20 protein-coding genes and 1 tRNA gene are annotated in these 26,077 nt (G+C 47.6%); 11 read left to right on the top strand and 10 right to left on the bottom strand.

What is annotated here, in order from left to right; genetic code table 11:
- Positions 1–40: 40 nt before the first annotated feature.
- The 4 genes from AC6EJC_RS03515 to AC6EJC_RS03500 form a co-directional block, all read right to left on the bottom strand.
- Positions 41–1,804 (bottom strand): methyl-accepting chemotaxis protein, encoded by a 1,764-nt coding sequence (locus AC6EJC_RS03515; RefSeq protein WP_444952754.1) that lies wholly within the window; start codon positions 1,802–1,804, stop codon positions 41–43.
- A 414-nt stretch (positions 1,805–2,218) separates the two neighbouring features.
- Positions 2,219–3,178: an AEC family transporter gene (locus tag AC6EJC_RS03510; RefSeq protein ID WP_444952753.1), complete on the bottom strand. Its 960-nt coding sequence runs from the start codon at positions 3,176–3,178 to the stop codon at positions 2,219–2,221.
- Between the two features lie 100 nt (positions 3,179–3,278).
- Positions 3,279–4,997, bottom strand: coding sequence for an NAD-dependent malic enzyme (locus tag AC6EJC_RS03505; RefSeq protein ID WP_444952752.1), 1,719 nt, complete (start codon positions 4,995–4,997; stop codon positions 3,279–3,281).
- A 376-nt stretch (positions 4,998–5,373) separates the two neighbouring features.
- Positions 5,374–6,615: a nitrate/nitrite transporter gene (locus tag AC6EJC_RS03500; RefSeq protein WP_444952751.1), complete on the bottom strand. Its 1,242-nt coding sequence runs from the start codon at positions 6,613–6,615 to the stop codon at positions 5,374–5,376.
- A gap of 417 nt (positions 6,616–7,032) precedes the next feature.
- Between AC6EJC_RS03500 and nirB (AC6EJC_RS03495) the strand changes: the two genes are divergently transcribed.
- Entirely contained in the window at positions 7,033–9,207 is a 2,175-nt protein-coding gene (gene nirB, locus AC6EJC_RS03495; RefSeq protein ID WP_444952750.1) for a nitrite reductase large subunit NirB, read from the top strand.
- Between the two features lie 79 nt (positions 9,208–9,286).
- Complete coding sequence (gene nasC, locus AC6EJC_RS03490) at positions 9,287–11,467, top strand: assimilatory nitrate reductase catalytic subunit NasC (RefSeq protein ID WP_444952749.1); 2,181 nt, start codon at positions 9,287–9,289, stop codon at positions 11,465–11,467.
- Positions 11,468–11,598: 131 nt separating this feature from the next.
- On the opposite strand, the gene AC6EJC_RS03485 is transcribed toward nasC, so the two are convergent.
- Both AC6EJC_RS03485 and AC6EJC_RS03480 read right to left on the bottom strand, forming a co-directional pair.
- Positions 11,599–12,672, bottom strand: coding sequence for an anthranilate phosphoribosyltransferase (locus AC6EJC_RS03485; protein WP_444952748.1), 1,074 nt, complete (start codon positions 12,670–12,672; stop codon positions 11,599–11,601).
- Between the two features lie 19 nt (positions 12,673–12,691).
- Positions 12,692–13,294: an ANTAR domain-containing response regulator gene (locus tag AC6EJC_RS03480; RefSeq protein ID WP_444952747.1), complete on the bottom strand. Its 603-nt coding sequence runs from the start codon at positions 13,292–13,294 to the stop codon at positions 12,692–12,694.
- 447 nt (positions 13,295–13,741) lie between these two features.
- On the opposite strand from AC6EJC_RS03480, the gene nirB (AC6EJC_RS03475) reads away from it, so the two are divergent.
- Both nirB (AC6EJC_RS03475) and nirD read left to right on the top strand, forming a co-directional pair.
- Entirely contained in the window at positions 13,742–16,174 is a 2,433-nt protein-coding gene (gene nirB, locus AC6EJC_RS03475) for a nitrite reductase large subunit NirB (RefSeq protein WP_444952746.1), read from the top strand.
- A 12-nt stretch (positions 16,175–16,186) separates the two neighbouring features.
- Positions 16,187–16,516 carry a nitrite reductase small subunit NirD gene (gene nirD / locus AC6EJC_RS03470; RefSeq protein WP_444952745.1) on the top strand — a complete coding sequence of 110 codons (330 nt, stop codon included), beginning with the start codon at positions 16,187–16,189 and terminating at the stop codon, positions 16,514–16,516.
- Between the two features lie 313 nt (positions 16,517–16,829).
- On the opposite strand, the gene AC6EJC_RS03465 is transcribed toward nirD, so the two are convergent.
- Positions 16,830–16,901, bottom strand: a tRNA-Val gene (locus AC6EJC_RS03465).
- A 141-nt stretch (positions 16,902–17,042) separates the two neighbouring features.
- On the opposite strand from AC6EJC_RS03465, the gene AC6EJC_RS03460 reads away from it, so the two are divergent.
- Together AC6EJC_RS03460 and AC6EJC_RS03455 are read left to right on the top strand one after the other, a co-directional pair.
- Positions 17,043–17,486 carry a GNAT family N-acetyltransferase gene (locus AC6EJC_RS03460; protein ID WP_444952879.1) on the top strand — a complete coding sequence of 148 codons (444 nt, stop codon included), beginning with the start codon at positions 17,043–17,045 and terminating at the stop codon, positions 17,484–17,486.
- 87 nt (positions 17,487–17,573) lie between these two features.
- A complete protein-coding gene (locus AC6EJC_RS03455) occupies positions 17,574–17,810 on the top strand; it encodes a DUF3892 domain-containing protein (protein ID WP_013371899.1) in 237 nt (78 codons plus the stop codon).
- 127 nt (positions 17,811–17,937) lie between these two features.
- On the opposite strand, the gene AC6EJC_RS03450 is transcribed toward AC6EJC_RS03455, so the two are convergent.
- Positions 17,938–18,696, bottom strand: a complete 759-nt coding sequence (locus tag AC6EJC_RS03450; RefSeq protein ID WP_444952744.1) for an MBL fold metallo-hydrolase — start codon at positions 18,694–18,696, stop codon at positions 17,938–17,940.
- A gap of 201 nt (positions 18,697–18,897) precedes the next feature.
- On the opposite strand from AC6EJC_RS03450, the gene AC6EJC_RS03445 reads away from it, so the two are divergent.
- Positions 18,898–19,455 (top strand): copper amine oxidase, encoded by a 558-nt coding sequence (locus AC6EJC_RS03445; RefSeq protein ID WP_444952878.1) that lies wholly within the window; start codon positions 18,898–18,900, stop codon positions 19,453–19,455.
- A 79-nt stretch (positions 19,456–19,534) separates the two neighbouring features.
- Positions 19,535–19,840, top strand: coding sequence for a DUF1292 domain-containing protein (locus AC6EJC_RS03440; RefSeq protein ID WP_007431055.1), 306 nt, complete (start codon positions 19,535–19,537; stop codon positions 19,838–19,840).
- A gap of 112 nt (positions 19,841–19,952) precedes the next feature.
- On the opposite strand, the gene AC6EJC_RS03435 is transcribed toward AC6EJC_RS03440, so the two are convergent.
- Entirely contained in the window at positions 19,953–21,428 is a 1,476-nt protein-coding gene (locus tag AC6EJC_RS03435) for an aminotransferase class I/II-fold pyridoxal phosphate-dependent enzyme (protein WP_444952743.1), read from the bottom strand.
- A gap of 187 nt (positions 21,429–21,615) precedes the next feature.
- Here AC6EJC_RS03435 and AC6EJC_RS03430 point away from each other — a divergent pair, with 187 nt between their 5' ends.
- Positions 21,616–22,899, top strand: a complete 1,284-nt coding sequence (locus AC6EJC_RS03430) for an MFS transporter (protein ID WP_444952742.1) — start codon at positions 21,616–21,618, stop codon at positions 22,897–22,899.
- A gap of 25 nt (positions 22,900–22,924) precedes the next feature.
- Here the strand turns inward: AC6EJC_RS03430 and AC6EJC_RS03425 are convergent, their stop codons facing one another.
- Positions 22,925–23,557, bottom strand: coding sequence for a YktB family protein (locus AC6EJC_RS03425; RefSeq protein WP_444952741.1), 633 nt, complete (start codon positions 23,555–23,557; stop codon positions 22,925–22,927).
- Positions 23,558–23,835: 278 nt separating this feature from the next.
- Here AC6EJC_RS03425 and AC6EJC_RS03420 point away from each other — a divergent pair, with 278 nt between their 5' ends.
- Together AC6EJC_RS03420 and gnd are read left to right on the top strand one after the other, a co-directional pair.
- Complete coding sequence (locus AC6EJC_RS03420) at positions 23,836–24,435, top strand: YkzI domain-containing protein (RefSeq protein ID WP_444952740.1); 600 nt, start codon at positions 23,836–23,838, stop codon at positions 24,433–24,435.
- A 173-nt stretch (positions 24,436–24,608) separates the two neighbouring features.
- A complete protein-coding gene (gene gnd / locus AC6EJC_RS03415; RefSeq protein ID WP_444952739.1) occupies positions 24,609–26,015 on the top strand; it encodes an NADP-dependent phosphogluconate dehydrogenase in 1,407 nt (468 codons plus the stop codon).
- Positions 26,016–26,077 lie beyond the last annotated feature (62 nt).

The raw sequence follows: 26,077 nt of genomic DNA, 5'->3' as shown, positions 1-26,077 counted from the left end.
GTTCTTTGTTGTTATCTATGATTATTTGGAGGTTATAATGTTAGGCTTCCCGGTTCACCTTGAAGAACGAAATGAGCTCTTCCAGCTCCCCAGACATCAATGTAAGCTTGTCAGAAGCTTTGACGATAGAAGCCATAGACTCAGCCTGTTCTCCAATGGTGTGCTCAATTTGTTTGCTGCTGTCCACTGTTTTGCTAACTGTGGAAGACAGCTCGTCAGAGGTAGCTGACATTTCCTGCGTGCTGGCCGAGATCTGCTCAGTTGCGCTGGACACCTCCTGGATTTGTGACGATACTTTATTAGCCGCATTTAAAATTTCAGAGAACATTTCGCCTGTCTGCTTCGTAACTTCTAGCCCGATGTGAACTTCTTTTGTACCAAGACTCATGCCTTTTACAGTTTGCTCAATTTCCTTTTGGATTTCTTCAATAAGCTCTGCAATTTGTTTGGCGGACTCTTGAGATTGCTCAGCCAAATTACGCACTTCTCCCGCTACTACTGCAAACCCCTTGCCTTCTTCACCGACTCTGGCAGCTTCAATAGAAGCGTTCAGTGCAAGCAGATTTGTTTGGCTGGAAATGCCTGTAATGATGCTTACGATATTACTGATTTCGTTAGAACGGTTCTGTAGCGCATTAACAGAATCAACTGTACTTTCTATTGTAGTGGAGATAGAATCCATTTGAGTGGATAGCTTTTGGGCTACCTGATTGCCTTCAACTGAGCGTTTTTCCATGGAATAAGCTTGATCGGCTACGGAGGAGGAGCTTTCGGCAATGGTTTGGATAACCGTAGACATTTCATTCATAGCTCTGGAGCTTTCAAGTGCTGCGTGATCCTGAGCTTCAAGTCCCTGGGTTATTTCCTGAATATTGCTGTTAATGACGTTCGTATTTGCACTGTTTTTCTCGCTAATACTTAGCAATTCCTGAGCTGATCCTGTAACTTCTTGCGTCGTATCCTGTACTTTCACCATTGTATCGTTAAGGCGTTTGATCATGGAATTAAATTTTTGATTAATAATGCCAAGGTCGTCTAGACCTGTCTTGATTTTTACATTCAGATTCCCCTCGCTGACTTCTTCAATGCCTTTCATCAGGCTACGAATCGGGGAGAGGGTACGTTTTACTAGTAAATATTGGATCGTTAAGAAGATAGCAAGGAACAGAATGAGCAATGAAACACCATATACAAGCAACTTATGAAGTCCGGTAGGTACAGAGTTTGCGTCAACGTCAAAGAAAATGGCACTTGTGATTTTACCGCTTTCATCTGTAATGGGATAGACGATGGTCGTCCATGTGCCAAAATCGTCTGTGTAAAAGCTGCTCAATGCTGATTCATTGGCTTGAAGCATTTTATTTACGGCTTGTACATTTTCGTCAGGAAGAGTGTACATATCCCCTATATTCATTTTCGAGTCTTGGAAGGCTTGGACTAAATTTGTGGGAACGCCAATAATGGAGGTTTGATTTCCTTCTGTTAGTTCTGTGCCGAATATGTAAGCTTGGGCAACATTAGGATAAAATGTGTGAATAGAATCTAGGAATTTGCGTAAATCTTGTTGAACAGAGCCGTTATAATCTTTTTCACTCAATGCTTGTTGCACTTTCGTTTTATCAACATCTTCTGCCCATTTTTTAGTCAATACCTTAACTTGGTCTTGTAGCTGCGTGGTGAGAATGTTCTTTTGAAGTATATAGCTAGATGTGATGAGAATAGCACCTATTAATACGATGTTAATAAAAGAGATTAATAGATTTTTACCAAAAAAGGACATAGTGCTCCACTTCAAGTTTTTCACGAGTTTCTTCTCCTTTGAATTGAAATTTAGTTTAATATACGACCTATCCCTTATATATTTCGACAATTTGCTTTCTAAATGTTAGGTATTTATTAAAAGGGAGAATAGGAGGTTACATATTGATGAAATATATTGACAAAAAAACAGATATTTTTGCTTGATCTAAGTGGGGAAAATGGGAGATGAAGGGATAATAGGGGGTTATTTAAAAAAAGGCGGCCCACTAGTGAATGAAGCTATGGGACCGCCCGCTTGTCGGCAAAACTTTATTTTATGTTGTTTTTCCAACTCAAATCTTACTAAATTACTTTATTGTTTGAACAATATTTAAAAAATAAAATATAAGAGAGCAAACGCCTATGCATTACTTCTATAAATACCCGAATTGCATTGAGGATTCTTAGATTCTGTCCCTTATATAAAAAGTGAAATGAGCAAGGGGAGTGAAATGAGCGATAAGACTGAGCTAATAACAAATGCAGATGCAGCTTCCGTTTCCAGTGTTTCATAACGGGTAGCAATCATAGCGGCCACGGCCGAGCCGGGAAAAGCGACAAGCAATACTGCTTTGGTTACATCTTCATGGGACAGTCCTATCAGAACAGCAATACCGAGCATAACAATAGGCATTACGATGGCTTTCAGCACAGCGATGCTCAGTGCTTTTGGACTGAAAGTAATCTTTTTGATACCAATCGTTACCCCGATGGCAAATAGGGCTGCACCAGCAGTAATATTGCCGATTTGATCGAACATGGATTGCAAAAGTTTCGGAGCGTGGAATCCGCATAGAGTCAATACGACACCAATCAAGGGTACGCAAGCAAGCGGCTCGCTGAGTCCATGAAGGACTGATTTCATAGTAACTTTAAATAAGTTGCCTTTAGTGTCGTCGGATTCTGTTGTTTTGCGCTGGCCGACCGTTCCCAAAATACTAGCAAGCGGATCAAGAATCGCATTAACGACGATCCCAGTAATCGCAATCGGGATGGCGACTGCCGCGCTTCCGAACAAGCTCCCCAGAACCGGAATTCCCATGAATGCAAAAGAGGGCTGTGTTGAATTCAATGCGAACATAGAGGATTCAGTTAGGCCTTTTTTGGCGATTAAGCGATAAACGATGAGCAATACAATATAAAAGCCGATCACACCAAGTAGCAAAGCCACAAGAAAGGGCCACTTTTGAATCAACGTTTCTCTTGGTGTCGTCGTAATACCAATAAACAAGTGTGCAGGTAGAGCAAACTTGGTCACTAGTGTATTTAATCCTTTAGAAGAAGCAGGGTTAAAAGCCTTAAACAATCCTGCAAAATAACCAATTAAAATGACAAAGAAAATAGGAATTAAGATAATAAAGATATGACCTGTAGCCATAATGTCGCCTCCAATGAAGATGTCCGCCAAAAATGGCGGACATCAGTTAAATATCACTTTGCTTGTATGCAAGTACAAATTTGATGTTGTTCGCTATTTTTTAAACCAGGACCGCTTCCTGACCATACTGTTTGATGGGTTTATATTTGCAGTCCCACATCGCATCCCGAACCGCTTGTGCGATATCATCCGGCTGATGACGTGCTACTCCATCCTGAACTGCTGCCTTGGCCACGGCCACGGCTACAGCTTGAGATACTTCTCGTAGTTCGCTGATTTTTGGCAGCAGTGAAGCACCAGGCTGTGACAAATCAACCATTTGAGCTACTGCATGGGCAGCAGCTGCAAACATGCTATCTGTTATAATTTTGGATTTTACCACGATTGCGCCAAGACCAAGACCCGGGAACACGAAAGCATTGTTGGATTGCCCAATTTCAAACTTAATATTGTTATAGATTACCGGCTCAAAAGGACTTCCTGTTGCAATGAGCGCTTTTCCTTCGGTCCAATGGATTAAGTCTTGCGGAGTTGCTTCGGCCAGTGGAGTCGGATTGGACATAGGCATAATAATAGGACGTTCTGTATGCTTGGCCATCTCTTTAACAATTTCCTCACTAAATGCCCCAGTAACACCGGAAGTTCCGATCATAATCGTCGGTTTCACACGGCGAATGACTTCAAGCAGAGGGATTTTGCCATCTTCAGCATGTTCCCAGTCACGGCATTCTGCAGCATCACGTACATAAGGGACCTGGAATGGAAAAAGTCCTTCCGTTTCATTGGTAAGCAGGCCACGGTAATCATAAGCCCAGAAGTTACGTCTTGCTTCGGCTTCTGACAGTCCTTCCAGCATCATGGCTGCACTAATTTGGTCTGCATTGCCGATCCCGGCAGCTCCTGGACCAAAGACTAAAATCCGATGCTTGCTCAGTGGGATTCCGGACAATTGAACACCGGACATCACACCTGCAAGCGTAACCGCTCCAGTACCTTGAATATCATCATTAAAAGTCAAAATACTATTTCCGTATTTATTGATAATGTTCCGAGCATTGACATTACCCAGATCTTCCCAGTGTAGCAGCGCATTCGGGAAAAAAGAAAGTGCAGCTTGAACATAAGTGTCAATAAATTGATCATATTGTTCTCCACGTACACGTTTATGACGATTTCCCATGTATAAAGGATCTTCCAACAGCTTTTCGTTGTTTGTACCAGCATCAAGCACAACTGCCAGCACCCGGCTAGGATCGATACCAGCAGCGGCTGTATACACAGCAAGCTTACCGATAGAGATATTAATACCTCCGACTCCCCAGTCCCCGATTCCCAAAATACTTTCGGAATCTGTGGCTACGATCAGGTCGATATCATCAGGACCTAGGTTCAAATTCTTAAAAGCTTCTTCAATGCCCGCAAGATTATCAATAGATAAATACATACCGCCGGGCTTGTGATATTCATGACTGTACTCCTGTATAGCCTGACCGACTGTGGGTGTATAAACAATCGGAAGCATTTCGCTCAGGTGCTCAGAGAGCAAACGATAATAAAGGACCGTGTTCCGATTAAAAAGATCATTTAACGCAATATTTTTACGCAAATTATCCGGTTGGCTCTGAAATTGCTCGTAAACCCGTTGAACCTGCTCCTCAATAGTTAATATCGTAGGAGGAAGGAGACCGTCAAGTCCAAGCTGCTGCCGTTCTTCCAGAGTAAAAGCCACTCCTTTATTTAGCAGTGGGTTGGCAAGTAGATCCTTTCCGGTTAATTTGGTTTCGATAGATCCGTCTTCCGTAAAATGAAAAGCACGCATTTTCAATTCCTTCTTTCTAAAAAATTACATTTAGTTAATCCTTGAACAATTCGTGAACAAGTATACGCCTTATTTTAAACCAAGTGAACAAGTATGTTGTGTGAAAAATGGTTATATAAGTGTTTACATAAGAAAAATTATGAAAATGAAAGCGTTTTTCAATCTTTTTCAAATGAAAATTTCATTTAATTTTCATGATATTTTCGGTAAATTTTTATTTTGCGTGATTTTTATCATGGTTTTTATTGTTCGATTAAGTATGCATAAAAATAGCTTAACTTCATTTTTCTATAAACGAAGTTAAGCTGTTTTTTGGCTATAAGGATGGTTGAGAGTCAAAATTCAAAATGCTTTGCAGCTTTATGTTTAGTGGACATCAGACATTTAATTCTCCGACACGGTTGATGGCTTCATCAGTAACTGGAGCAGAGCGTCGCATCCAGCTGTTACGCCATTTCAACTGCATTATGATGACGAGGGTAAAGGCACAGAACGTGATCAGGCTCAGACAGATGAAGCCTGGCATGTAGGAACCCGTTGATTTGTACAGATGACCCAAGATAAGGGGAAGAAAGTATCCGCCTATGCCACCAGCAGCGCCGACGATGCCGGTCATGAGCCCGATTTCGTTGCCGAACCGCTGCGGTACGAGCTGGAATACGGAGCCGTTGCCAGCGCCAAGGCACATCATGCCTATGAACAGCAGCACTACTACCACGGCAAGTGGCGGTAAAAACGCAATGCCGGCGAGCATAATCCCGGCTCCGGCATACAAGTACATTAACATGCGTGAACCACCGATCCGGTCAGATAAAAATCCGCCTACAGGACGAAAGAAGCTTCCGGCAATTACACAAACGGTCGCAAAATCGGCAGCATGTACCGCGGAGAGGCCATATTGGGTATTGAAGAAAATGGTCAAATAATTAGAAAGACCAACGAATCCGCCGAACGTCACGCAGTAAAAGGCACAGAACACCCAGGCATCCCCTTGTTTGAGCACCGAGGCGTATTGCGACAGACTTTTTGGTGCTGGGCGGTGAGGGCTGTTGCGGGCAAAAATACTGAACAGAACGAAGACGATTAAGATCGGGATGATGGCCAATCCGAAAACGGCCTCCCAGCTGCCAAAATGTTGGGCGATGCGGTTGGCAAACAAAGTCGCGAGGACAGTACCGCTGTTGCCGGCACCGGCAATTCCCATAGCCAAGCCTTGATGCTCTTTGGGATACCATTGACCAGCCAATGGCAGCGCAGCTGCAAATGATGCTCCGGCCACACCCAGGAGCAGGGCGACAACGTACAAGTGCTCCAGCGAATCAACCCACAGCCAGCCGAGCAGGAGCGGGATTATCGTGACAAGCATACCGATCTGCCCGGTGAGCTTGGGGCCGATATAATCCGACATGAAGCCGAGCACGAGCCGCAGCAGGGAACCTCCGAGTACCGGTAGAGCGACGAGGTTGGCTTTTTGTACAGGGTCCATTGGATAATCATTAGCAATTACAACGGCCAACGGTCCGATCATTCCCCATATCATAAAGCTGATATCAAAATACAGAAAGGAGCCAAATAGGGTGGGCTTGTGTCCGCTTTGCCAGAAACTTTTTTTGTTCATTCTCCATCTCTCCTGTTCCTATTTTATTCTTTGTCTGCAAAATGTAATGTGAACATGAAAAGCCGCAAATCTCCCCTGCATGGTGACTGGGGACGATTTGCGGCTTCATTGCCGTGGTTGACGCACCTCATTGTGCGTCGACTTGGTATGATCACGTTGGAGTGAATTTAATTCAAATTATAAAAAGGGATCTGTTTTGTGTCAATATACATAACATAAAAATTATAAAAAATTAAATATCAGGTGAAAATATAGATTTCATGTATTGAATATTGACATGACATTCACAATTCAGTAATCTTAGGTACATATCGGCACAACGATGTGCCGACATTAATGGCAACGGTGCCCTTTTCCTTTGAATGGAGAAGGGCTTTTTCTGTCTTGTTTTAATTCGGAGAATGGGGCTGGTTCGTTATGGTGAAAAGACTGGTCGTCGTCGGTAACGGTATGGCAGGCATCAAATGTGTGGAGGAAATTCTCGGTCTGGAGCCAGAGCGGTTCCAAATCACGATATTTGGTGCAGAGCCCCGTCCCGGGTACAACCGAGTGCTCCTGTCCAAAATGCTTCAGGAGGAGAGCTCATTCAAACATATCGTTACCCATAACTGGGATTGGTATGAAGAGAACGGGGTAAGGCTGCACGCCGGTGAACGCGTCAACCGCATTGATGTTGCAGCTGGTAGGGTGGAAACGGAATCCGGCATTAAAGAGCCTTACGACATTCTCATAATGGCAACTGGCTCATTACCTTTCATACCTCCCATTCCCGGTGCCCGGAAGCAGGGAGTAATCGCTTTTCGTGATGTGAATGATTGTGAAACGATGGCGAGATATGCCAAAACGTACCGCAAGGCCACAGTCATCGGAGGGGGGCTGTTGGGGCTTGAGGCCGCTCAAGGCCTGCTGAATCTTGGGATGGAAACCGAGGTTGTCCACAATGCACAGTATCTTATGAACCGTCAGCTTGACCGGACGGCGGCTGTGCTTCTGCAACGGAAGCTGGAGCAACAGGGCATGCGGTTTCATTTGGCGAAGGAAACGGTCAACATCATAGGCCGGAACAGGGCGCAAGGACTGATGTTTGCGGACGGGAACAGACTGGAAACGGATTTGGTTGTGCTGGCAGTTGGCATCCGGCCGAATATCGAATTAGCGCATGACAGCGGTCTGACAGTAAACCGTGCCATTGTCGTGGATGATTATATGCGCACGAGTATTCCCGGTATTTACGCAGTCGGCGAATGCGCTGAGCACCGCGGGATTTCATATGGGCTGGTGGCGCCGCTATATGAGCAGGGCAAAGTGCTGGCAAAAGTTATTTGTGGTCGTGAAACGGCTCCCTATGAAGGGACGGTCCCGTATGCGCAACTCAAGGTTGCGGGGATCCATGTGTTTTCCGCAGGAGACATTCGCGAAGAGGGAAACGAGACGGCGGTCATGGAATATAACGGTATGCAGGAGGTTTACAAAAAAGTGATGATGCGCACTGGCGCTGTCACTGGCGCCATTTTGTTCGGAGATACGGCGGAAAGCACCTCGCTGCTCGGAATGGTACGGCGAGGCGCGCCGGCTACAGAGCTTATATCCCGAGATAACAGCGGGAGCAGAGCAGAGGATGCGGCGGACGCACTACCGGAAGAGGAGACGGTATGCGCGTGCAACGGCGTGAGCAAGGGGGCTATTTTGCGAGCGATCGCCACGGATAAGCTGAAGACGGTGGAAGAGGTGAAGAGCCGGACAAAAGCATCTGGTTCCTGTGGGGGCTGTCGGCCGCTGGTGGCTGCACTGGTCAAAAATAGTCTGTCCCGATCGACGGTTTCAGGGCCTGTAGTTACTCCGATTGCCCAAGAAGTTGTTCCTGTGTGCGGATGTACGCATTACGATCATGATTCGCTTAAGACAGCTATGTTGAACGCAGTCTGTCGGACTCCGGAGGAAGTGGTGTCCCATCTCGGTTGGACCAGACAGCAGGGGTGTGAATTATGTCGTCCGGCTGTACTTTATTACTTGGAATCTCTCGGGTTGCGGGACAGATCTGCGACAAATCAATTGGGCGCAGGCGTTGCGATTCAGACCACCGCACAGTGCAGAGGAGAATTGGCTTCCGCGGGCCTGCGCTTTACGGACCTGAATGCCGAGAATCGGGCTTTTGTTGAGCCGGTCCTGACGGATCAGGCTTTTGTAGAAGTAGCCTGGCTAAGAGAGCGGCTGGCGGCTGTATGGGGAAGTCTCGCATTGCCGTCGCCGGTTACGGTTGCTGTTTGTCCGGGATCGGAGTATCCCGGAGGTGTACTTGTCCACGACATTGGAATATCCCGATCGCCAGCAGGCTGGGAGGTTTATGCCGGTGGTCATGCGGAGCATCCGGTTCGCCAGGGGCAGCTGCTTGGATTGGAGGAGGACCCGGCAGAAGCGGTCCTGATGGCTGTAGCCTGCTTGCAAATATATCGGCACAGTGCCCGGTATGGGGAGAAAATGTGGGAGTGGATTGAACGGACTGGCGTTCTGGCACTGCGGGAATGTGTGCTCGATGCTGCTCTTCGAAGTGGACTGGCGGGCAGCCTGCGGACCACAATGCTGACAGGATAACGGGTTGAGTAGAATTGTAGCGACAGATTCGTGTGCAGACCATAAAATTGCGAAAAATGGAGAGGGGGAGGTGACTTTTATGTGTCAGTCAGGAGAAGGCAAACCGGAAGCTGGGCTACACGTACCGGCAGTGATGGATACACAGTGCCCGTTTTGCAGCGTGCAATGTAAGATGACCGTCAGCACGGGTACAGAGACACTCGCGGGTATCATCCGGACAGTGTATAAGGCGGAAGGGAAACCTAACGCAGCCTCGCAGGGGAGGCTGTGCATCAAGGGAATGAATGCGCATCAGCATGCAACTCATGCAGAAAGGCTGGTACAGCCCCTCATACGCAAAGCGGGCAGGCTTGTTCCGGTCACGTGGGAGGAGGCGATGGATGCTATAGCTAGTAGTTTCTCTTCGCTGCTGTCCACGCAGGGTCCTGATGCAATCGGCATTTACGGTGGAGGTTCGCTATCCAATGAAACGGCTTATTTACTCGGTAAATTTGCCAGAGTGGCTGTAGGTACGCGTTATATCGATTATAACGGGCGCTTCTGCATGTCGGCAGCGGCATCCGCTGGCAGCAAGGTGTTTGGCGTTGACCGCGGACTGACCTGCAGGCTGGCTGATATTCCGTTAGCTCGTTGTATTGTGCTCGTAGGTACGAATATCGCTGAATGCCAGCCGACGTTAATGCCTTATTTTCACCAGGCGAAGGAAAACGGCGCGTTTGTCATTGTAATTGACCCGCGCGCGACACCAACAGCAGCGGCCGCCGATCTGCACCTGCAAATCAGGCCAGGTGCGGATGCTGTACTGGCCAATGCCATGCTAAAGGTCATCGTGGACGAAGGATTTGCGAATGAAGAGTTTATTCGCAAGCGGACTAACGGGTACGAGCAGCTGTTGACTCATTTGAATGATGTGGATCTGAACGAATCGGCTGCGCTGTGCGGAATTGAACTGGAAATGATCCGACAGGCGGCACGCGCCTTTGGCAGTGTAGGGACTGGTATCGTTTTTACGGCCAGGGGTGTCGAGCAGCAGACAGATGGACATATGGCGGTGCGTGCATTTCTTAATCTGGTGCTGGCCACCGGCAAGATTGGAAGGGAAGGATGCGGTTATGGGGCCATCACAGGCCAGGGGAACGGGCAAGGGGGGCGAGAGCACGGACAGAAGGCTGACCAGCTTCCTGGCTACAGATCGATTGAGAATGAACAAGATCGAGTCTATGTGGCGTCCGTGTGGGGAGTTGAACCGGGTAGTTTACCGGGAAAAGGAGTGTCGGCCTACGAAATGATGGAGCTTGTTCATCAGAGAGAAATCCAAGCTCTGTTCGTGATGGGCTCTAATCCTGTTGTATCTAACCCGAATGTCCGGCTGGTGGAGGAAGCGCTGAAAAAGCTGAATCTGTTGGTTGTGGCGGATATGTTTCTCACTGAAACAGCGCGGATGGCCGACATTGTTTTGCCTGTGACGTCTTATTTGGAGAATACGGGGACGATGACCAATCTGGAGGGCCGCGTTCTGCTGCGGGAAGCGGCGCGGCCCGCACCGGGCGAGGCTAGAGATGACTGGAACATTTTATGTCAGATGGCTGCAAGGCTTAACAAGGGTAGCTACTTCTCGTACAGGGATGCCGAGCAAATCTTTGAAGAACTGAGGCTCGCCAGCCGGGGCGGTCCTGCCGATTATTATGGGATCACATATGACAGGCTGCGTCGTGAGGAAGGAGTATATTGGCCATGCCCGTCTACGGACGAAGCCGGTATGGATACGATGTTTCAGGAAACCTTTGCCCTTCCCGACCGAAGGGCGGTTTTTACAGTGGTTGAAAGCTGTGGAGCAGGAGAGGAGATATCAGAGGAATACCCGCTTATTTTGACAAACGGCCGCGTGCTGGCTCACTATTTGACCGGTGAACAAACACGCAGAAGTCCGTCGCTGGCCGCGCGAGAGATTGAGAATTATGTTGAAATTCATCCGCGTACAGCGCGACGCTGGCATATCAGGGACGGGGAGTGGGTAGAAATAGCATCACAGCGCGGCAGCTTCACCGTCCGCAGCCGGATCAGGCCACATATCCGCGAAGACACGCTCTTCGTACCTATGCATTGGGGTGGGGCGCAAAATGTAAATCGGGCGACCCGGCCCGACCTTGATCCGTTCTGCCGGATGCCCGGCTTCAAGACGGCTGCTGTACGCATCCGTCCCCTTCACCTGGCTGCAGCCGCAACCAGTGCAGATAACGGGGAGTGGTCTCAGTTCTAGAGCAGGAGTGTGTAAGTGGATTTTTCTTTTTCTTTGCATAAAAGGCCAGCCCCCTTTGTATGAGTGCGGGGCTGGCCTTTTTGGTCTGTACAGTTTATGGCCCACAATCGCTAGACTGCGTGACGCCAATATTATAAATGCAATCGGGTTTCGGCTATGCTGGCTCCCGTTTTTATTTCTTTTCTGAGCATAGCTTCACGCCAGCGACAATACAAATCCCAGGCGCCCCCGTTTTCTAGCAGCGGTTTGCAGGTATACAAACCTTCCTCTATGGAGTCGACTCGCCCTGCAACGAACAGTCGGACCGCGCCGTTGAGTAACACTTGATTCGAAAAGGCTATAGGAGCTGTGCCTTGCAGCACTTCCTCCGTTATGCGTAGCTGTTCGGCTGGCGTCCAGTTATGCTCTGGTACCACCGAATCCAGCCCGTACATTTCCGGATCAATAACCTGCAGTGACACCTCGCCGTCAGCAAGCAGGTAAGTCCGGGTCGGCCGGTCGATGAACAGGTCCTCCGATCCTTCGCTCCCCTGGACGATCAGAGCTCTGCGGTAATTCAGATTTTGCATGAGTTTCGCCGTCTTGTCGAACACGGTGTTGTGGAAAACGCCGAATACAATATACGGGGAACAACCGTAATCAACCAGTTTCTCGGTTGTGTTCAGCACTGTGCGAAGCCCTAGCTCTTCGCGAATGGGTCGCAGATCTCGCAGGGGCGCGCACCATTGTTCGGAGGCTACGAACAGTACACCCGTCAGCTTCGCGACATGAATGGCGGTTTCGCGTGTCATGTTCCCGGACGTTACCCCCATTTCCTGCAGCAAAAGCGGGAGCGTAACACCCCATTTGGGAGGGAGAGGTGCACTGCCATGCATCGTTACTGGTATTCCGTACGAGGTGAGTAGAAAGGCGGTTGCGAAGGTGGCGATAAATGATGACTTCCTGCCATCGTACGGACCGGCGAAATCAATACCTTCCTGCATGGGAAAGCGGTGGGTATATTTACGGCAGATATTTACGAATGCTTCCAACTCGGCAATACTTTCCATTTTGATGCGTTCCGCGGCAAAGAAAGCTCCGATTTGAGCAGGGGTTGCCGACCGGGTCATAATAAGTTCAGCAGCAGCTTCGGCTTCGGCGTAATTCAGATCCCGGGCGCCTCTTTTGCCGCGTCCAACTTCTTTTAATATTTCAATGATATTCATGTTCAGGCCCCTTTCAGACTTATGCTTTTAGCATTTGCTGTGCTTTAACAATGGAGATGGCCACATCAACGATCCGTTTGCGATCGTTCATCGCTTTTTTACGCAGTAGATCGTATGCCTCAGCTTCCGGGATTCCGTTTACTTCGCCAAGTATTCCTTTCGCCATATCAATCCATTTGCGTTCTTCCAGTCGAGCGGTCAGTTGTTTGCGTTCACTTTGCCAGTGCTGGCGTTCAAAAAAGCGTTTGGCGCTAAAATGAAGAGCCCAATTCAGCTCATGGGCTGCCATGGAAGGGGTTAGAATGCCGTCGACAGTAACATCGGCTTCACAAGCCTCCGTCGATGACAGTGCTGATTCCGCGCTGCACCACCAGAGCAACGGGACCGCTTTGGTTTGCTTCAGCCTGTCACCCCACATGCTGATCGTGCCGACAGGTATGTTTAGTACCGCCGCATCTGCATCATGGATTAGCTGTTTGATTTCAGATTCATTGCGGCAGGGTAGAGGTAGGTATCCGTTGGACTCTAAAAGGTGCTCAGGTCCTGCATGCCGTGGGGAAACGACGTGTGCCTGCTCGGATACATGGTCAGAATGTAAGTGAATTACCAACAAGGAACGCAAGCGGGCTCCTCCTCTCTGTAACATGAAGGGTAGTTAATGATGGGGATAGTATTCATTGATAACAAATATGACATGGGATTTTGTCTGGCTGCCTATTTTTTTCATCGTTATCAAGTTTAAACGGACTTTTAAACCATTTTGGCGTGTTTTTGACTGAAAATCAATCCTAATTTTGTAGGAGAGTGATATTTTATACGTCATAAACATGTTACATGGTGATAAAATATAATTTTTATAAGATTATGCGTAAGGAATATTGACATCTAACTTGAATCATTATATATTGGCTACAGTACTTTTTAATTCCATACTCTGATGGATACAACGGCGTATTCGATGAAACGGCAATGGAGCCTGTTTTCACATGTGGGAGGGATGTTTTGAATTCCCATATGTGAAGCAGGCTTTTTATGTTTTAGAGGATAGAAATGGAAGGGGAGTGACCTGATGAACAATAACAAAAAGTTAGTGCTGGTCGGCAACGGAATGGCGGGGATACGCACTCTCGAACATTTGCTGAAGATCGCACCAGGGACCTATGAGATTACGGTATTCGGGGCCGAGCCCCATCCAAACTATAACCGGATTATGCTGTCCTCCGTTTTGGCCGGAGGGGCTGGTTTGCAGGATATTGTCATCAACGACTGGAGTTGGTATGAAGACAACAATATCCGATTGTATACCGATGATCCTGTCACAGCTATCGACACGGAAAAGCGGCAGGTGACGTCACGCTCCGGCGTATGCGTCTCTTATGATTTATTGTTGTTGGCAACAGGCTCCAAAGCCTTCATTCTGCCGCTTCCAGGAGCTGACAAGGATGGTGTTATCGGTTTCCGGGATATCCGTGACTGCGAGACGATGATGGAGACGGCGAAGACGCACAAAAAAGCAGCCGTCATCGGCGGCGGATTGCTTGGGCTGGAGGCAGCCAGGGGGCTGCTCAACTTGGGGATGGACGTTACAGTTATTCATATTAACGGATATATTATGGATCGGCAGCTGGATGAGGCCGCTTCCCTTATGCTACGGCGCGAGCTGGAGGAGCAGGGAATGACTTTTCTGGTCAATAAGCGGACGGCGGCTATCACGGGGCGTCGCCGCGTGGAAGGATTGAAATTTGCCGACGGTAGTGAGCTGGAAGCGGACCTGATCGTTATGGCAGTAGGCATTAGACCAGACATTGAACTGGCGGTGTCGGCGGGAATCCCTGCAAATCGTGGCATTATCGTAAATGATTACATGGAAACGAATATCCCCGGCATATACGCCGTTGGCGAATGTGCAGAACACCGGGGAATCACTTACGGGCTGGTAGCTCCATTATATGAGCAGGGTGGTGTGCTGGCTCAGCGACTCGCGGGAATGGAGACTCCCGGCTACAGTGGTTCCGTCACTTCTACAAGGTTGAAGGTATCGGGTGTAGACGTGTTTTCAGCAGGGAGTTACAAGGACGAGCCGGGAACACGTTCCCTGCGGTATCAGGATGATATTGGCGGCGTCTACAAAAAAATCGTCATCAAGGAAGAAAAACTGATCGGAGCCGTTCTGTTTGGGGATACGTCTGACGGAGCTATGCTGTTTTCTCTGATCAAAAGTGGCGAGTCGGTGGTTGGCCGAGAGAAAGAGCTTTTACTCGGCTTCAATCCCGGTCAACCAGAAGCTAGTGGCGCCATGATGCTGGAGCAAATGCCTGATGACGAAATTGTATGCGGATGTAATGGTGTTTCCAAGGGTGATATCGGAGAGGCAGTTGCTGCTGGCTGTCGGAGCCTCGGGGAGATAAAGGCCTGCACGAAGGCATCGGCATCATGCGGCGGCTGCAAGCCATTAGTGGAGGGGCTGTTACAGCTGTACGCAGGCGCCGAAACTGGGGAAGCGATTAAAGAGGGTATCTGTGGCTGTACGACGCTTGACCGGGAAGCGATCATTGACGGTATTCGGAAAATGGGATTGAAGAGCGTCAAAGAAGTTATGAATGTGCTGGGATGGAACGAACCGGAAGGCTGCACCAAATGCCGCCCGGCCCTCAATTATTATCTTGGTATGCTGTGGCCGATGGAATACGCAGATGAGAAGGAATCCAGATTCACCAATGAACGGTACCATGCCAATATCCAGAAAGACGGCACATATTCCGTCGTACCCCGTATTTACGGAGGAGTTACTTCACCTGCCGACTTGAAGAAAATTGCTGCTGTGGCGGAGAAATACAATGTGCCTCTGGTAAAATTTACGGGTGGACAACGTCTTGACCTGCTTGGTGTAAAAAAGGAGGATTTGCCGGGTATCTGGTCCGAGTTGGATATGCCGTCTGGGCATGCTTATGGGAAGACGCTGCGAACGGTTAAGACGTGCGTCGGTAACACCTTTTGCCGCTTCGGCACTCAGGACGCTATGGGCATGGGCATCCGGTTGGAAAAGGCATTTGAACGACTGAATGCGCCATCCAAAGTTAAACTTGCAGTGTCTGGTTGTCCGCGGAACTGCGCCGAAGCGACGATCAAGGATTTGGGCGTCGTCGCTATTGACGGTGGCTGGGGGATCTACGTTGGCGGTAACGGCGGTATTAAGGTACGGGCAGCTGAACTGCTTTGTACCGTTAAAACCGAGGATGAAGTGATGGAATGGACCGGCGCCTATCTGCAGTATTACCGTGAGCAGGCGAATTGGAACGAGCGCACAGCCCACTGGGTGGAACGGGTTGGATTGGACTCGATCAAACAGGCGCTTGCGAATGCGGAGACAAGGCAGCAACTGGTAACCAGAATTGAGGAGACGTTAGGCACGACGACAGATCCGTGGCACGAAATCATTCATAACGAAGAGCTGCGCAAAAATTTTGTGCAGCTGCCGGAGCTTAAGCCAGTAACGGAATAGGGGGCTGACAAAATGAAGACCAATACGACAACCAGCAGAATCAGGGTAGCCGATCTGAACGAAATTGACCGACGTGGAGCAAGGACAGTTCGCGTTCATAATACAGAGATAGCCGTATTCCGCCTGAGCGACGGCAGCGTGCGTGCGCTTGAGAACCGTTGCCCGCACAAAGGGGGACGGTTATCTGAAGGAATGATATGTGGATCAACAGTCCATTGTCCGCTCCATGACTGGAAAATCGACCTATCCACCGGAAGGGTGCGAGAGCCGGATACTGGATGTGTGACTGCTTACCCCACGGAGATTGACAGTGAGAGCGGAGCTGTTTATATCGTAATCTAAGGGTTCTGTGTATATTGTGCTTGGGGCCGTACTTATTTTTTTCTTCTATATATAAGGGTCACAATAATAGAAGGATCTCAATGAAAAACTTTGCTAAGGAGGAAAGATAGGCCAAAGGAAGGGCAGCAGAGAGCTGAGTATACTAAAAAGTCGACCTTATTTTTCGGTCGGCTTTTTTATCTTATATGATTTTGATTAAAAAAATATTTTCTTGACTAAATCTTGACAAACGACCTGTTTTTCTCTTTTAACAGTAAACCGCTTTATCTCTAGACAAACAAAAAAGCCTTGAATATCAAGGCTTTGTGACGAATAGGACGGATGGGGATCGAACCCATGACCCTTACCCTGTCAAGATAATGCTCTCCCGCTGAGCTACCGTCCTACGGTTACTAGATAATATCATGAATTAACCATATATGTAAAGTGAAAAAATAGAAGTCAGCCTGTACTTCATGAACATTTATATATATAATTCAAATTTAGCGAGTTTGCAATTTGAAATTAGTGATAGGAGGAGCAGATGATGGCCGCAGAAATTATAAGTGTAACAACAGAGGAACAGCTACGGGAGGCAATATTGATCCGTACCAAAGTGTTTGTCGAAGAGCAAAAGGTTCCTCTCGATCTAGAAATCGACCATTATGACAAGCTGGGAGATACCGCCCATCATTTGCTAATTTGTGACCATGGTGAAATGGTGGCTACTGGTCGGTTGACATATTACGAGGAAGATACAGCTAAAATGCAACGTATTGCCGTTCTCAAGGAGCATCGTGCCGCAGGTTATGGGCGTGTATTACTGCTGGCACTGGAGGAACGTGCACGCGAGCTGGGGCTAAGATACTCACTGTTAGATGCCCAATGTCAAGCCGAGAAGTTTTACGAAAAGCTCGGTTACGAGACGATTTCCGATGAACCTTTTGACGATGCTGGAATACCGCATGTACGTATGCGCAAAAAGTTGTAGTCGACAGCGCAACGTGCATACAAATCTGTACAATGTGCATGCTAGTAAAAGTTCCTCCACTATACTATGGATAAGGAGCGATGCAGCATGGCTAATACAGAACGGGAGCAAATTACGGCAGTACGTAAAAACGGGGATGGCGACCTTACGTCTTTTCAGACATCTACCGGTCGGATTTTGGACTATAGTCAAGCATTGAACGAGATTGAAGCAGGCTCAATTGCAGGCGTCAACGTGTTCAAGGCCAAGGATGGAAGCAAACGAATTCGAGGAGATGCCGATGGAGATCCTTCTAATAACCTGGATCAACTGCCATTGTTCTGACCTTGACTCGCCACATTAAAATGTTAGCTCATCATTATATTCAAGAATATGCAGCAAAGCCGCCAGGCTATCCTTTGTAGGAAAGCCTGGCGGCTTTTTGTTAATTATCAAGCTGTATTTAGCATGATTACTCTGCACGTTCCAATTCTGCTAGGTGATATACTCGTTGTTGCTCCAGAAAGGACATGACCCCTGCCTTTTCCCTGAATTGTTCCATATCATCACTATAGTGCATCAGATGAATTCGCTTTTGCAGAGGTGTCGTCAAGCTTAGCAGCTCGTCCAACGTCGTATGGACTTCTCCAGCACCTTGTAATTGAACCTCGTGCAGAATACTCCGACATCCTCGTTCATGCACCAGATGATGAAGCAAATCAGGATCAAAAACCATGTCTGCACTATAAAAAAGGCGGTCATTAATGAACAAGGCGTAACTGCTTTTACCAGGAATATGCCGTGTAGGGATTAGCTCGACCTGGATACCGGATACTAATATGGTGGGTACATCAGGCGTTATTACGCTTACCTCGAAAACATCTTCAAGCTTGTCAATCATACCCTGCTGTGACATGCCGCCCTTGAGCGTATGCTCCCATAAAGGGTGGATTAGTGGTTCGGCGATATAAAGCAGAGGTTTGCGACGATGGAGAATATTCATTTGAAAACCGAATTCCTCCAGACCTCCGACATGATCTGCGTGAATATGTGTGATTAAAATAGCGTCAATATCAGGCAGTGGGACGCTCATTTGGTGTAATGCTAGAGAAGCGGTTGTGCCGCAATCGATCAGCAGTTTGCCTTCTCCGCTGTCCAGCAGCGCGTTGTTGTTGTAATAATGCTTGGCAAAGGCACTGCCGGTGCCTAGCATTTGTATCGTTAGGCTCATTATGGATTCACCCTCCAGACTATGTGTAATAAGACATTCTACAGTCGTATTTTATCACCTATGCTGTTGGAACTAAAGATTTGGCTCCTAGTGTAAAAACTTTGGACAATTTGTGAAACACAGCGCAACTTGTGCGGCTGAGCTAGGTATAAATGTACGACAGAAGGTTTTTAACTGATGACGATGGAGGGATATGTAGCGATGAAATGGAGAAAAGTGATGGCCCTAGTGATGGCCTTTTCAATAATGGGAGGGACCGTCATTTCGGCGGAATCCGCCAAGGACCAAGTGCAGTTGATTATTAATGGAGAAGTGTCAAAAGATAGCGCAGTTGTCATTGATGGGAAAACCTATGTACCCATCCGTGATTTTAACGGACTTGTAAATTTTGATCCATCCGGTGGAAAAGTTGTTTTCGACCAACCGAACGTGCATATGTTCCTGTTCAAGGGGGATACTGTGTTTGGTAACGTGAATAAAGGCAATAAAGTGAAATTCAATGTATTCAGTCAAATTGATACCTTGAAAACGGATATCTCTGGAGTGAAGGTAGCGATCACCGACCCTTCGGGCAACGTAAAGGATATTCAGTCCCAAGATATCAAAGGAGCGCAAAAGGATAACTTCTGGTTCCGTACGAACGACTTTACGTATGATTTCAAAACAGCAGGGAATTATCGGGTCGGTTTCTACATTAAAGAGAGCAAAGACGGCAGTTATACACTGGTATCCGAAAAAGTCATTACAGCGATAAATTAGGCATACCACAAATTGACCTGCACCCTTGATCATGTTACGATACGGGGGAAAATAAAACAATTTGAAGGTAGGTATTTCCATGAGTGATCACAAACATGAACACGGTGAAGCCTGCAACCACGATCATGACCACGAACATGAAGAAATGGTTCTTACGCTAACTGATGAAAATGGTAAAGATGTAGAAATGGTGCTGGTAGAGACCTTTGACGTAGAAGATCACGTTTATGCTCTTCTGCTTGAGCGAGGCAATCCCGAAGCGGATGGCATTATTCTTCGTATGGAAGAAGAAAACGAAGAAATGGTGCTTTACAATATTGAGGACGAAGATGAGTGGAAACGTGTAGAAGCAGCATATAGCGAGCTTGTTGCCCAATACGAATAGGATTGGATGTAGCAGCTGTTATAACTCTTCAAGACACTAGAAAAGCCCCAAACGGGGGCTTTTTTTTGTTGACTATCAACATATTTTGCAAGCATGTGTTAACAGATCATTATTATGAAATAGCGTCAGTTTCGACGATAACCTTCACCTGATGTACTGTTCGGTCCTCAGGTCCTTTAACAGGCAGGCCTACTTCCACATGATCTACAATATAATCAATATTGTCCTGCGAAATAACTTCTCCTGGCAGTAAGATCGGAATGCCCGGTGGGTACACATAAATGAATTCTGCAATAATACGACCAGCAGATTCCTTGAAGGGCACGATTTCCGTATCTCCATAAAAAGCGTCTCTCGGAATGAGGGAGAGCTGCGGTATGTCCGGTATCTTTACAACCAGCTCATGCTGCTGACCTGTGGAATAGTGTAGAGAAGCCAGCTCCCGCAGGGCATTCAACAAAATTTCAATTTCCTCTTTGGTATCACCAGGGGTCACCAAACAGAGAATATTGTACATATCGCTAAGCTCAACCTCGATATTGTAGTGATCTCTCAGCCAATTTTCCACATCGTATCCGGTAAGGCCCAAATGGCGGATATGAATCGTGATTTTGGTTGGATCATAATCGTAGGTAGCTTCCGTGCCGAGAATTTCACTACCAAAGCAATATAGCCCTTCAATCTTGTTGACCTCTGAGCGGCAATATTCAGCCAAATCAAGGGCGCGTTGTGCTATTTCATGGCCGTTAAGTGCCAGGTTGCGTCGGGATGTGTCCAACGAAGCCAACAGGATATACGAAGTGGATGTCGTTGTCAGCATACTGAAAATAGTTTGTACACGTTGCGGATTAACGTATCCGTTTTTCGTATTTACATTCAGAATCGAGCTTTGTGTCAAGGAACCGCCCAGCTTGTGGACGCTTGTAGCTGACATGTCTGCACCCGCCTCCATGGCGGACATTGGCAGATCAGAATGAAAATGAATCAGTACCCCGTGAGCCTCATCGACCAGGACCGGCACATTATAGCTGTGAGCGAGATCTACAATTTCTTTTAAATCGGCGCACACACCGTAATATGTCGGGTTGATGACAAGGACGCCCTTGGCGTCAGGGTGGCGTTCCAATGCCCGGCGTACGGACTTGGTTGTAACCCCGTGGTGAATACCGAGATTCTCATCACTGACTGGAGAAATGAATACCGGCTTCGCACCAGCGAAGATAATGGCAGACATTATGGATTTGTGTACGTTTCTGGGTACAATAATTTTATCACCTGGCAAGCAGATGGACATAATCATGGTGATGATGGCTCCGCTTGTCCCCTGTACACTGTAGTAAGTGTAATCTGCTCCGAAGGCCTCTGCTGCAAGCTTTTGAGCTTCTTCGATGACGCCTGTTGGTTGATGCAGATCGTCCAATGGAGCGATGTTGATCATATCTATGGAAAAGGCATTATCCCCCATAAATTCGCGAAATTCCGGATCTGCTCCGACTCCCTTTTTATGACCTGGGATGTGAAATTGAACCGGGTTGCCCTGAGCGTGCTTTTTCAAAGCAGTAAAAAGCGGGGTGTTGCTTTGATTCATTAGTGTTGTCACAACCTTTCATGCAGGATTTCGACAATCCTGTGCTAAGTGATAATAGAACAAAATTGAGTATAGCAGTTTGAAGTAGGAATGCAAGCGATTGAGGGCGCATTTATTTGCGGAAGAGTGGAGTAGGCGGAGAACCTGGTCTTTATAGCCAAAAAACGAAGGTGGAGGATGTGAATAGATGAGGCAAATAGGAAGAAAAAAAGCTCCGCAGCGGTTGTTGTCTCCTTTTTTTGCGAAATTATGGGTACTGGTATTTCTGGTCGAATTTATGAAGGGATCTCTTCTGGTATCCATCCTGCCGGTATATATGGGAGAAACGCTTGGGCTATCGGCCGGAATTATTGGTTTAGCCTTTTCACTTCAGTATTTTGGAGATAATGCGTTCCGGGCGCCGGCGGGCTGGATGGCTGAACGGCTCGGCTACCGCGGAACGATGTCGACCGCGCTGTTGTTTACACTTGTAGCGATCCTTATGCTGAGCGTACTGACAGAGCCTGTGTGGCTCGTCGTCGCGTGTCTGCTGCTCGGACTGGGTACTTCTCCTCTCTGGCCTTGTGTTATGACCGGAACGACCGAAATGTCCGGGCCTAATAACAGCAACGGCGCAGCGATGGGTACACTGGAAATTGCGTCCATGGGCGGAACAGGATTGGGTCCGCTCATTATGAACTTCGCCATATCCCACTACGGGCATTCTTACGGCATGGTGTTCATGATTTTGATAGGATGCAGTATTGTATTGTTGTTGGTTGCTCTCATGCTGCCCGGACCGAAAAGGTCTGCTGACAAAGGTGACCACGCACAGAGCGCTCTAGTATCTTCTGATGGGTCCGCAAAGCAGAAGCGGCAAGTTCTGGGAGGAATCCAGGAGACGATCAGCGTGCTCAAAACAAAGCTTAACGTCAATCCGTTAATTTACCCGGCGCTGTTTTTGCAGTCTTTTGTTATCGGTTTGATCAGCCCGGTACTGACGCTGTACGCCCGGACGGATCTCGGGATTTCACCGAACCTGTACAGCGTGCTTCTGATTGCAGGTGGTGGGGTGACTGTGCTGGCGCTGATCCCTTGTGGCAAGCTGGTGGACCGACTTGGAACTGAGTATTTTCTACACGTTGGCTTTTTGCTTGCCGGGATTACGCTGTTTTTTTTCTCCACTGTTCAATCTATTCCACTGGTGTTTGTATCCGTAGCGTTTATTGGTTTGGGATATGCGCTCATTTTGCCTGCATGGAACACGTTTCTTGCCCAACTGATTCCGGAAAGCGAGCGAGCAACGGTATGGGGCTTTTTTTTAACACTTCAAGGCTCTGGCATGGTTATCGGCCCGCTCGTTTCAGGAGTGTTATGGGACCGTGCCGGACACACAGCTCCATTTATCATCAGTGGTGTCGTGATGCTGCTCATGTTTGGCTGCCACCTGGCTCTGGCGCGTAATCCACGCAGGAAGACTGTGGAGGCCTGAACAGCATCCTTAAAGCGCTCGGGGGCTACTCTTTCGGGAAAGCCATTCGATACAGCGGCAGCAAATGCTCAAAGGTGGAACGCACCGCCTGTAGTAACGCAGCTCCGTCGCTGGCGAGTGGATCTTCCCGGTCAATACGGATTCCACACATGACCTCCGCTTTTTTTACCTGCTGCAGCTTGTGGATGATCGTTTGAAAATCTTCATTATCCATGTGTTGCTGTTCCGTTCCTTCTGGAGACATATGATCCATGGACCAGTAAAAATGATCCGGTAGGTTAGAACGCACATCGCTCAGGTTGGCTTCGAGCGCTTGGGCAAATGTAGCCTTATTCGGACTTTCATAAATAATTGCGAAAATGACGAATAGATGTGAAGCGAACATACCTACCTCAAAATGCGGAAACGCCTTATATCCGCGCTTATTTGCCGCCCAGGCTACCCAAGTATCTTTGGGGGGATTGACTTTGCGTCGTGCATGCTTGGCAACGTGAACGTGCATAGGCTCCCCACATAAGTCCGTCAGAAATGGGGCTAATTCCTCGCCAATCGCCTCCAGCTTGGGCCGAACCTGCTGAATTAGCACCTCCATACGAGGCTCCAACCCCGGTATTTCAAAAACATCAAAGTCCTTTGTAGTAAATCCACTAAATGTCATTCCTTTTCCTCCTGTAACTGGGTTAAGCCATATCGTGTGGCGTAATATGTCCGATTATAGCATAATGCCAACGGGCTTGGCCGACTTTAGACCAGGTTTGAAACAAGCATATAAGGCAAAAGTAGGATTGTGCGCTGTTACTCATAAAAATAGGTCAATAACCAAGTACCCTTACATAAAATGAAGTATAAAATAGAGCAAGGGAAGATCAAGCGGGAAAGCCGCAGGCTTGCTGTAGCCGGACTTCTTGAATCGGACTTGAAAAAGGAGGGAATGCCGTGAACAAGGGCTGTGAGGTAGAATATTGCAATCTAGAGCTCCGGTTTAGCCGTCGGCATATCCATAATCTGATCAAGGATTTGATATCGGAAGGGTATTCGCTGTACTGGAGCGAGGATGAGTCGTACCTGGTTTTGTCGGTGAGAACCGGGCGCAAGCTGGTGAAGCTCCGTTTTCAACAATTGCGCACAGGACACTACAAGTTGGCTGGAGATTATGTAATCCGCGATGCCAAGCTGGCTGAGTGGTTGGAGAAGCTGATTGGAAGCACCCGAGGTCATGCCATTGTCAAAAGAGTCAAGGATCATCATATTTTGGTAGAAAATATTTTGTTCGGTGAGGTCATTCGTCTGGTCGAAGTTACTGGCTTTAAGCAGCGTGTCATTTATCAGAAGGGACCGGTGCTGTCAGCACAGGAAATGGAGGATATGTACGCTTCCAATGAAGGAGAAACCCGGCTGCTGCTGCTCAAAATTGAAGTGGACGATGAATTGGAGAAGCTGTTCACAGCGATGACAGAGGGAGATACGGCTAAAATCGGGAATTGCCATGAACGCCTGCAAACGCTATCCCACCAACTGTTGATGATGGAAGCGTAGTACATCTGAACACCTCATGTAAATGGGGTGTTTTGATCTGCGAATAGACAGGGGTTCACTTCTGACACCAAAAACGTTAAAATAGAAGTGCACGTGTTCCGATTCACATAAAGTGTAATGCGGTAAAGCGGCGATATAGAATACAAAATATGTTGCAAAGGATGAGGAACCAGATGGCAAAACAGCAAATTGGTGTGATCGGCCTGGCGGTAATGGGTAAGAATTTGGCCCTTAATATTGAGAGTAGAGGCTTTACCGTCTCGGTTTTTAACCGCTCTCCAGAAAAAACGCACGATCTTATCAAAGAAGCAGAAGGTAAAAAACTGACAGGTACTTTCTCCATTGAAGAATTTGTGAACTCACTGGAATCACCCCGTAAAATCCTGATCATGGTTCAAGCTGGTAAAGCTACAGATGCCACGATTGAACAGCTTGTGCCTCATCTGGACAAGGGCGACATTATTATAGACGGAGGCAATGCCTACTTCCCTGATACACAGCGCCGCAGCAAGGAGCTGGAGGAAAAAGGACTTCGCTTTATTGGTACAGGCGTATCCGGTGGTGAAGAAGGTGCCTTGAATGGTCCTGCCATCATGCCGGGTGGACAAGAAAGTGCCTACAAACTGGTAGAGCCGATTCTGACGGCAATCTCTGCTAAAGTGGAAGGCGACCCATGCTGTACATATATCGGTCCCGACGGTGCTGGTCACTATGTAAAAATGGTGCATAACGGTATCGAGTACGGCGACATGCAATTGATCGGTGAAGCTTATCATCTGTTGAAATCAGTCCTGAACGTGAATGCGGAAGAGCTTCATGAAATCTTCACGGAATGGAACAAAGGGGAACTGGACAGCTACCTGATCGAAATTACAGCTGACATCTTCTCCCAGTATGATCCTGAAACAGGCAAGCCAATGGTAGATGTTATCTTGGATGCTGCAGGTCAAAAAGGTACAGGTAAATGGACAAGCCAAAGCGCGCTGGATCTGGGTGTGCCATTGTCCATGATTACCGAATCCGTATTCTCCCGCTTCTTGTCTGCTATGAAGGACGAGCGCATTGCGGCAAGCAAAGTGCTGAGCGGTCCTAATGTTGAGTCCTTCAGCGGCGACAAAAAAGAATTTATCGAAAGCGTACGTAAAGCACTGTTTGCAAGTAAAATTGTGTCTTATGCTCAAGGTTTCGCTCAAATGCGTGCAGCTTCCGATGAATATGATTGGGATTTGAAATACGGAAAAATCGCTATGATCTTCCGCGGCGGTTGCATTATCCGTTCGCAATTCCTGCAAAACATCAAGGATGCATATGATCGTGATCCTGCCCTGAAAAACCTGTTGCTGGATTCTTACTTTAAAAACGTAGTAGAAACGTATCAAAACGCATGGCGTCAAGTGATTTCTGTGGCTGTATCTCAAGGTATTCCAGTGCCTGGCTTCTCCAGCGCGCTTGCATACTATGACAGCTACCGCACTGAGCGTTTGCCAGCAAATCTGCTGCAAGCGCAACGTGACTACTTCGGTGCACATACGTTCAAACGTGTGGACAAAGAAGGCGTATTCCATCATCAATGGTTCTAATGAACTGACGGATATCAAGGATAGCGGTATGTAATACAACGGAAGCTTTTTTGCCCTTCGGG

The organism is Paenibacillus sp. TY11 (assembly GCF_059772165.1).
This window is presented reverse-complemented; position numbering and strand designations above follow the sequence as displayed.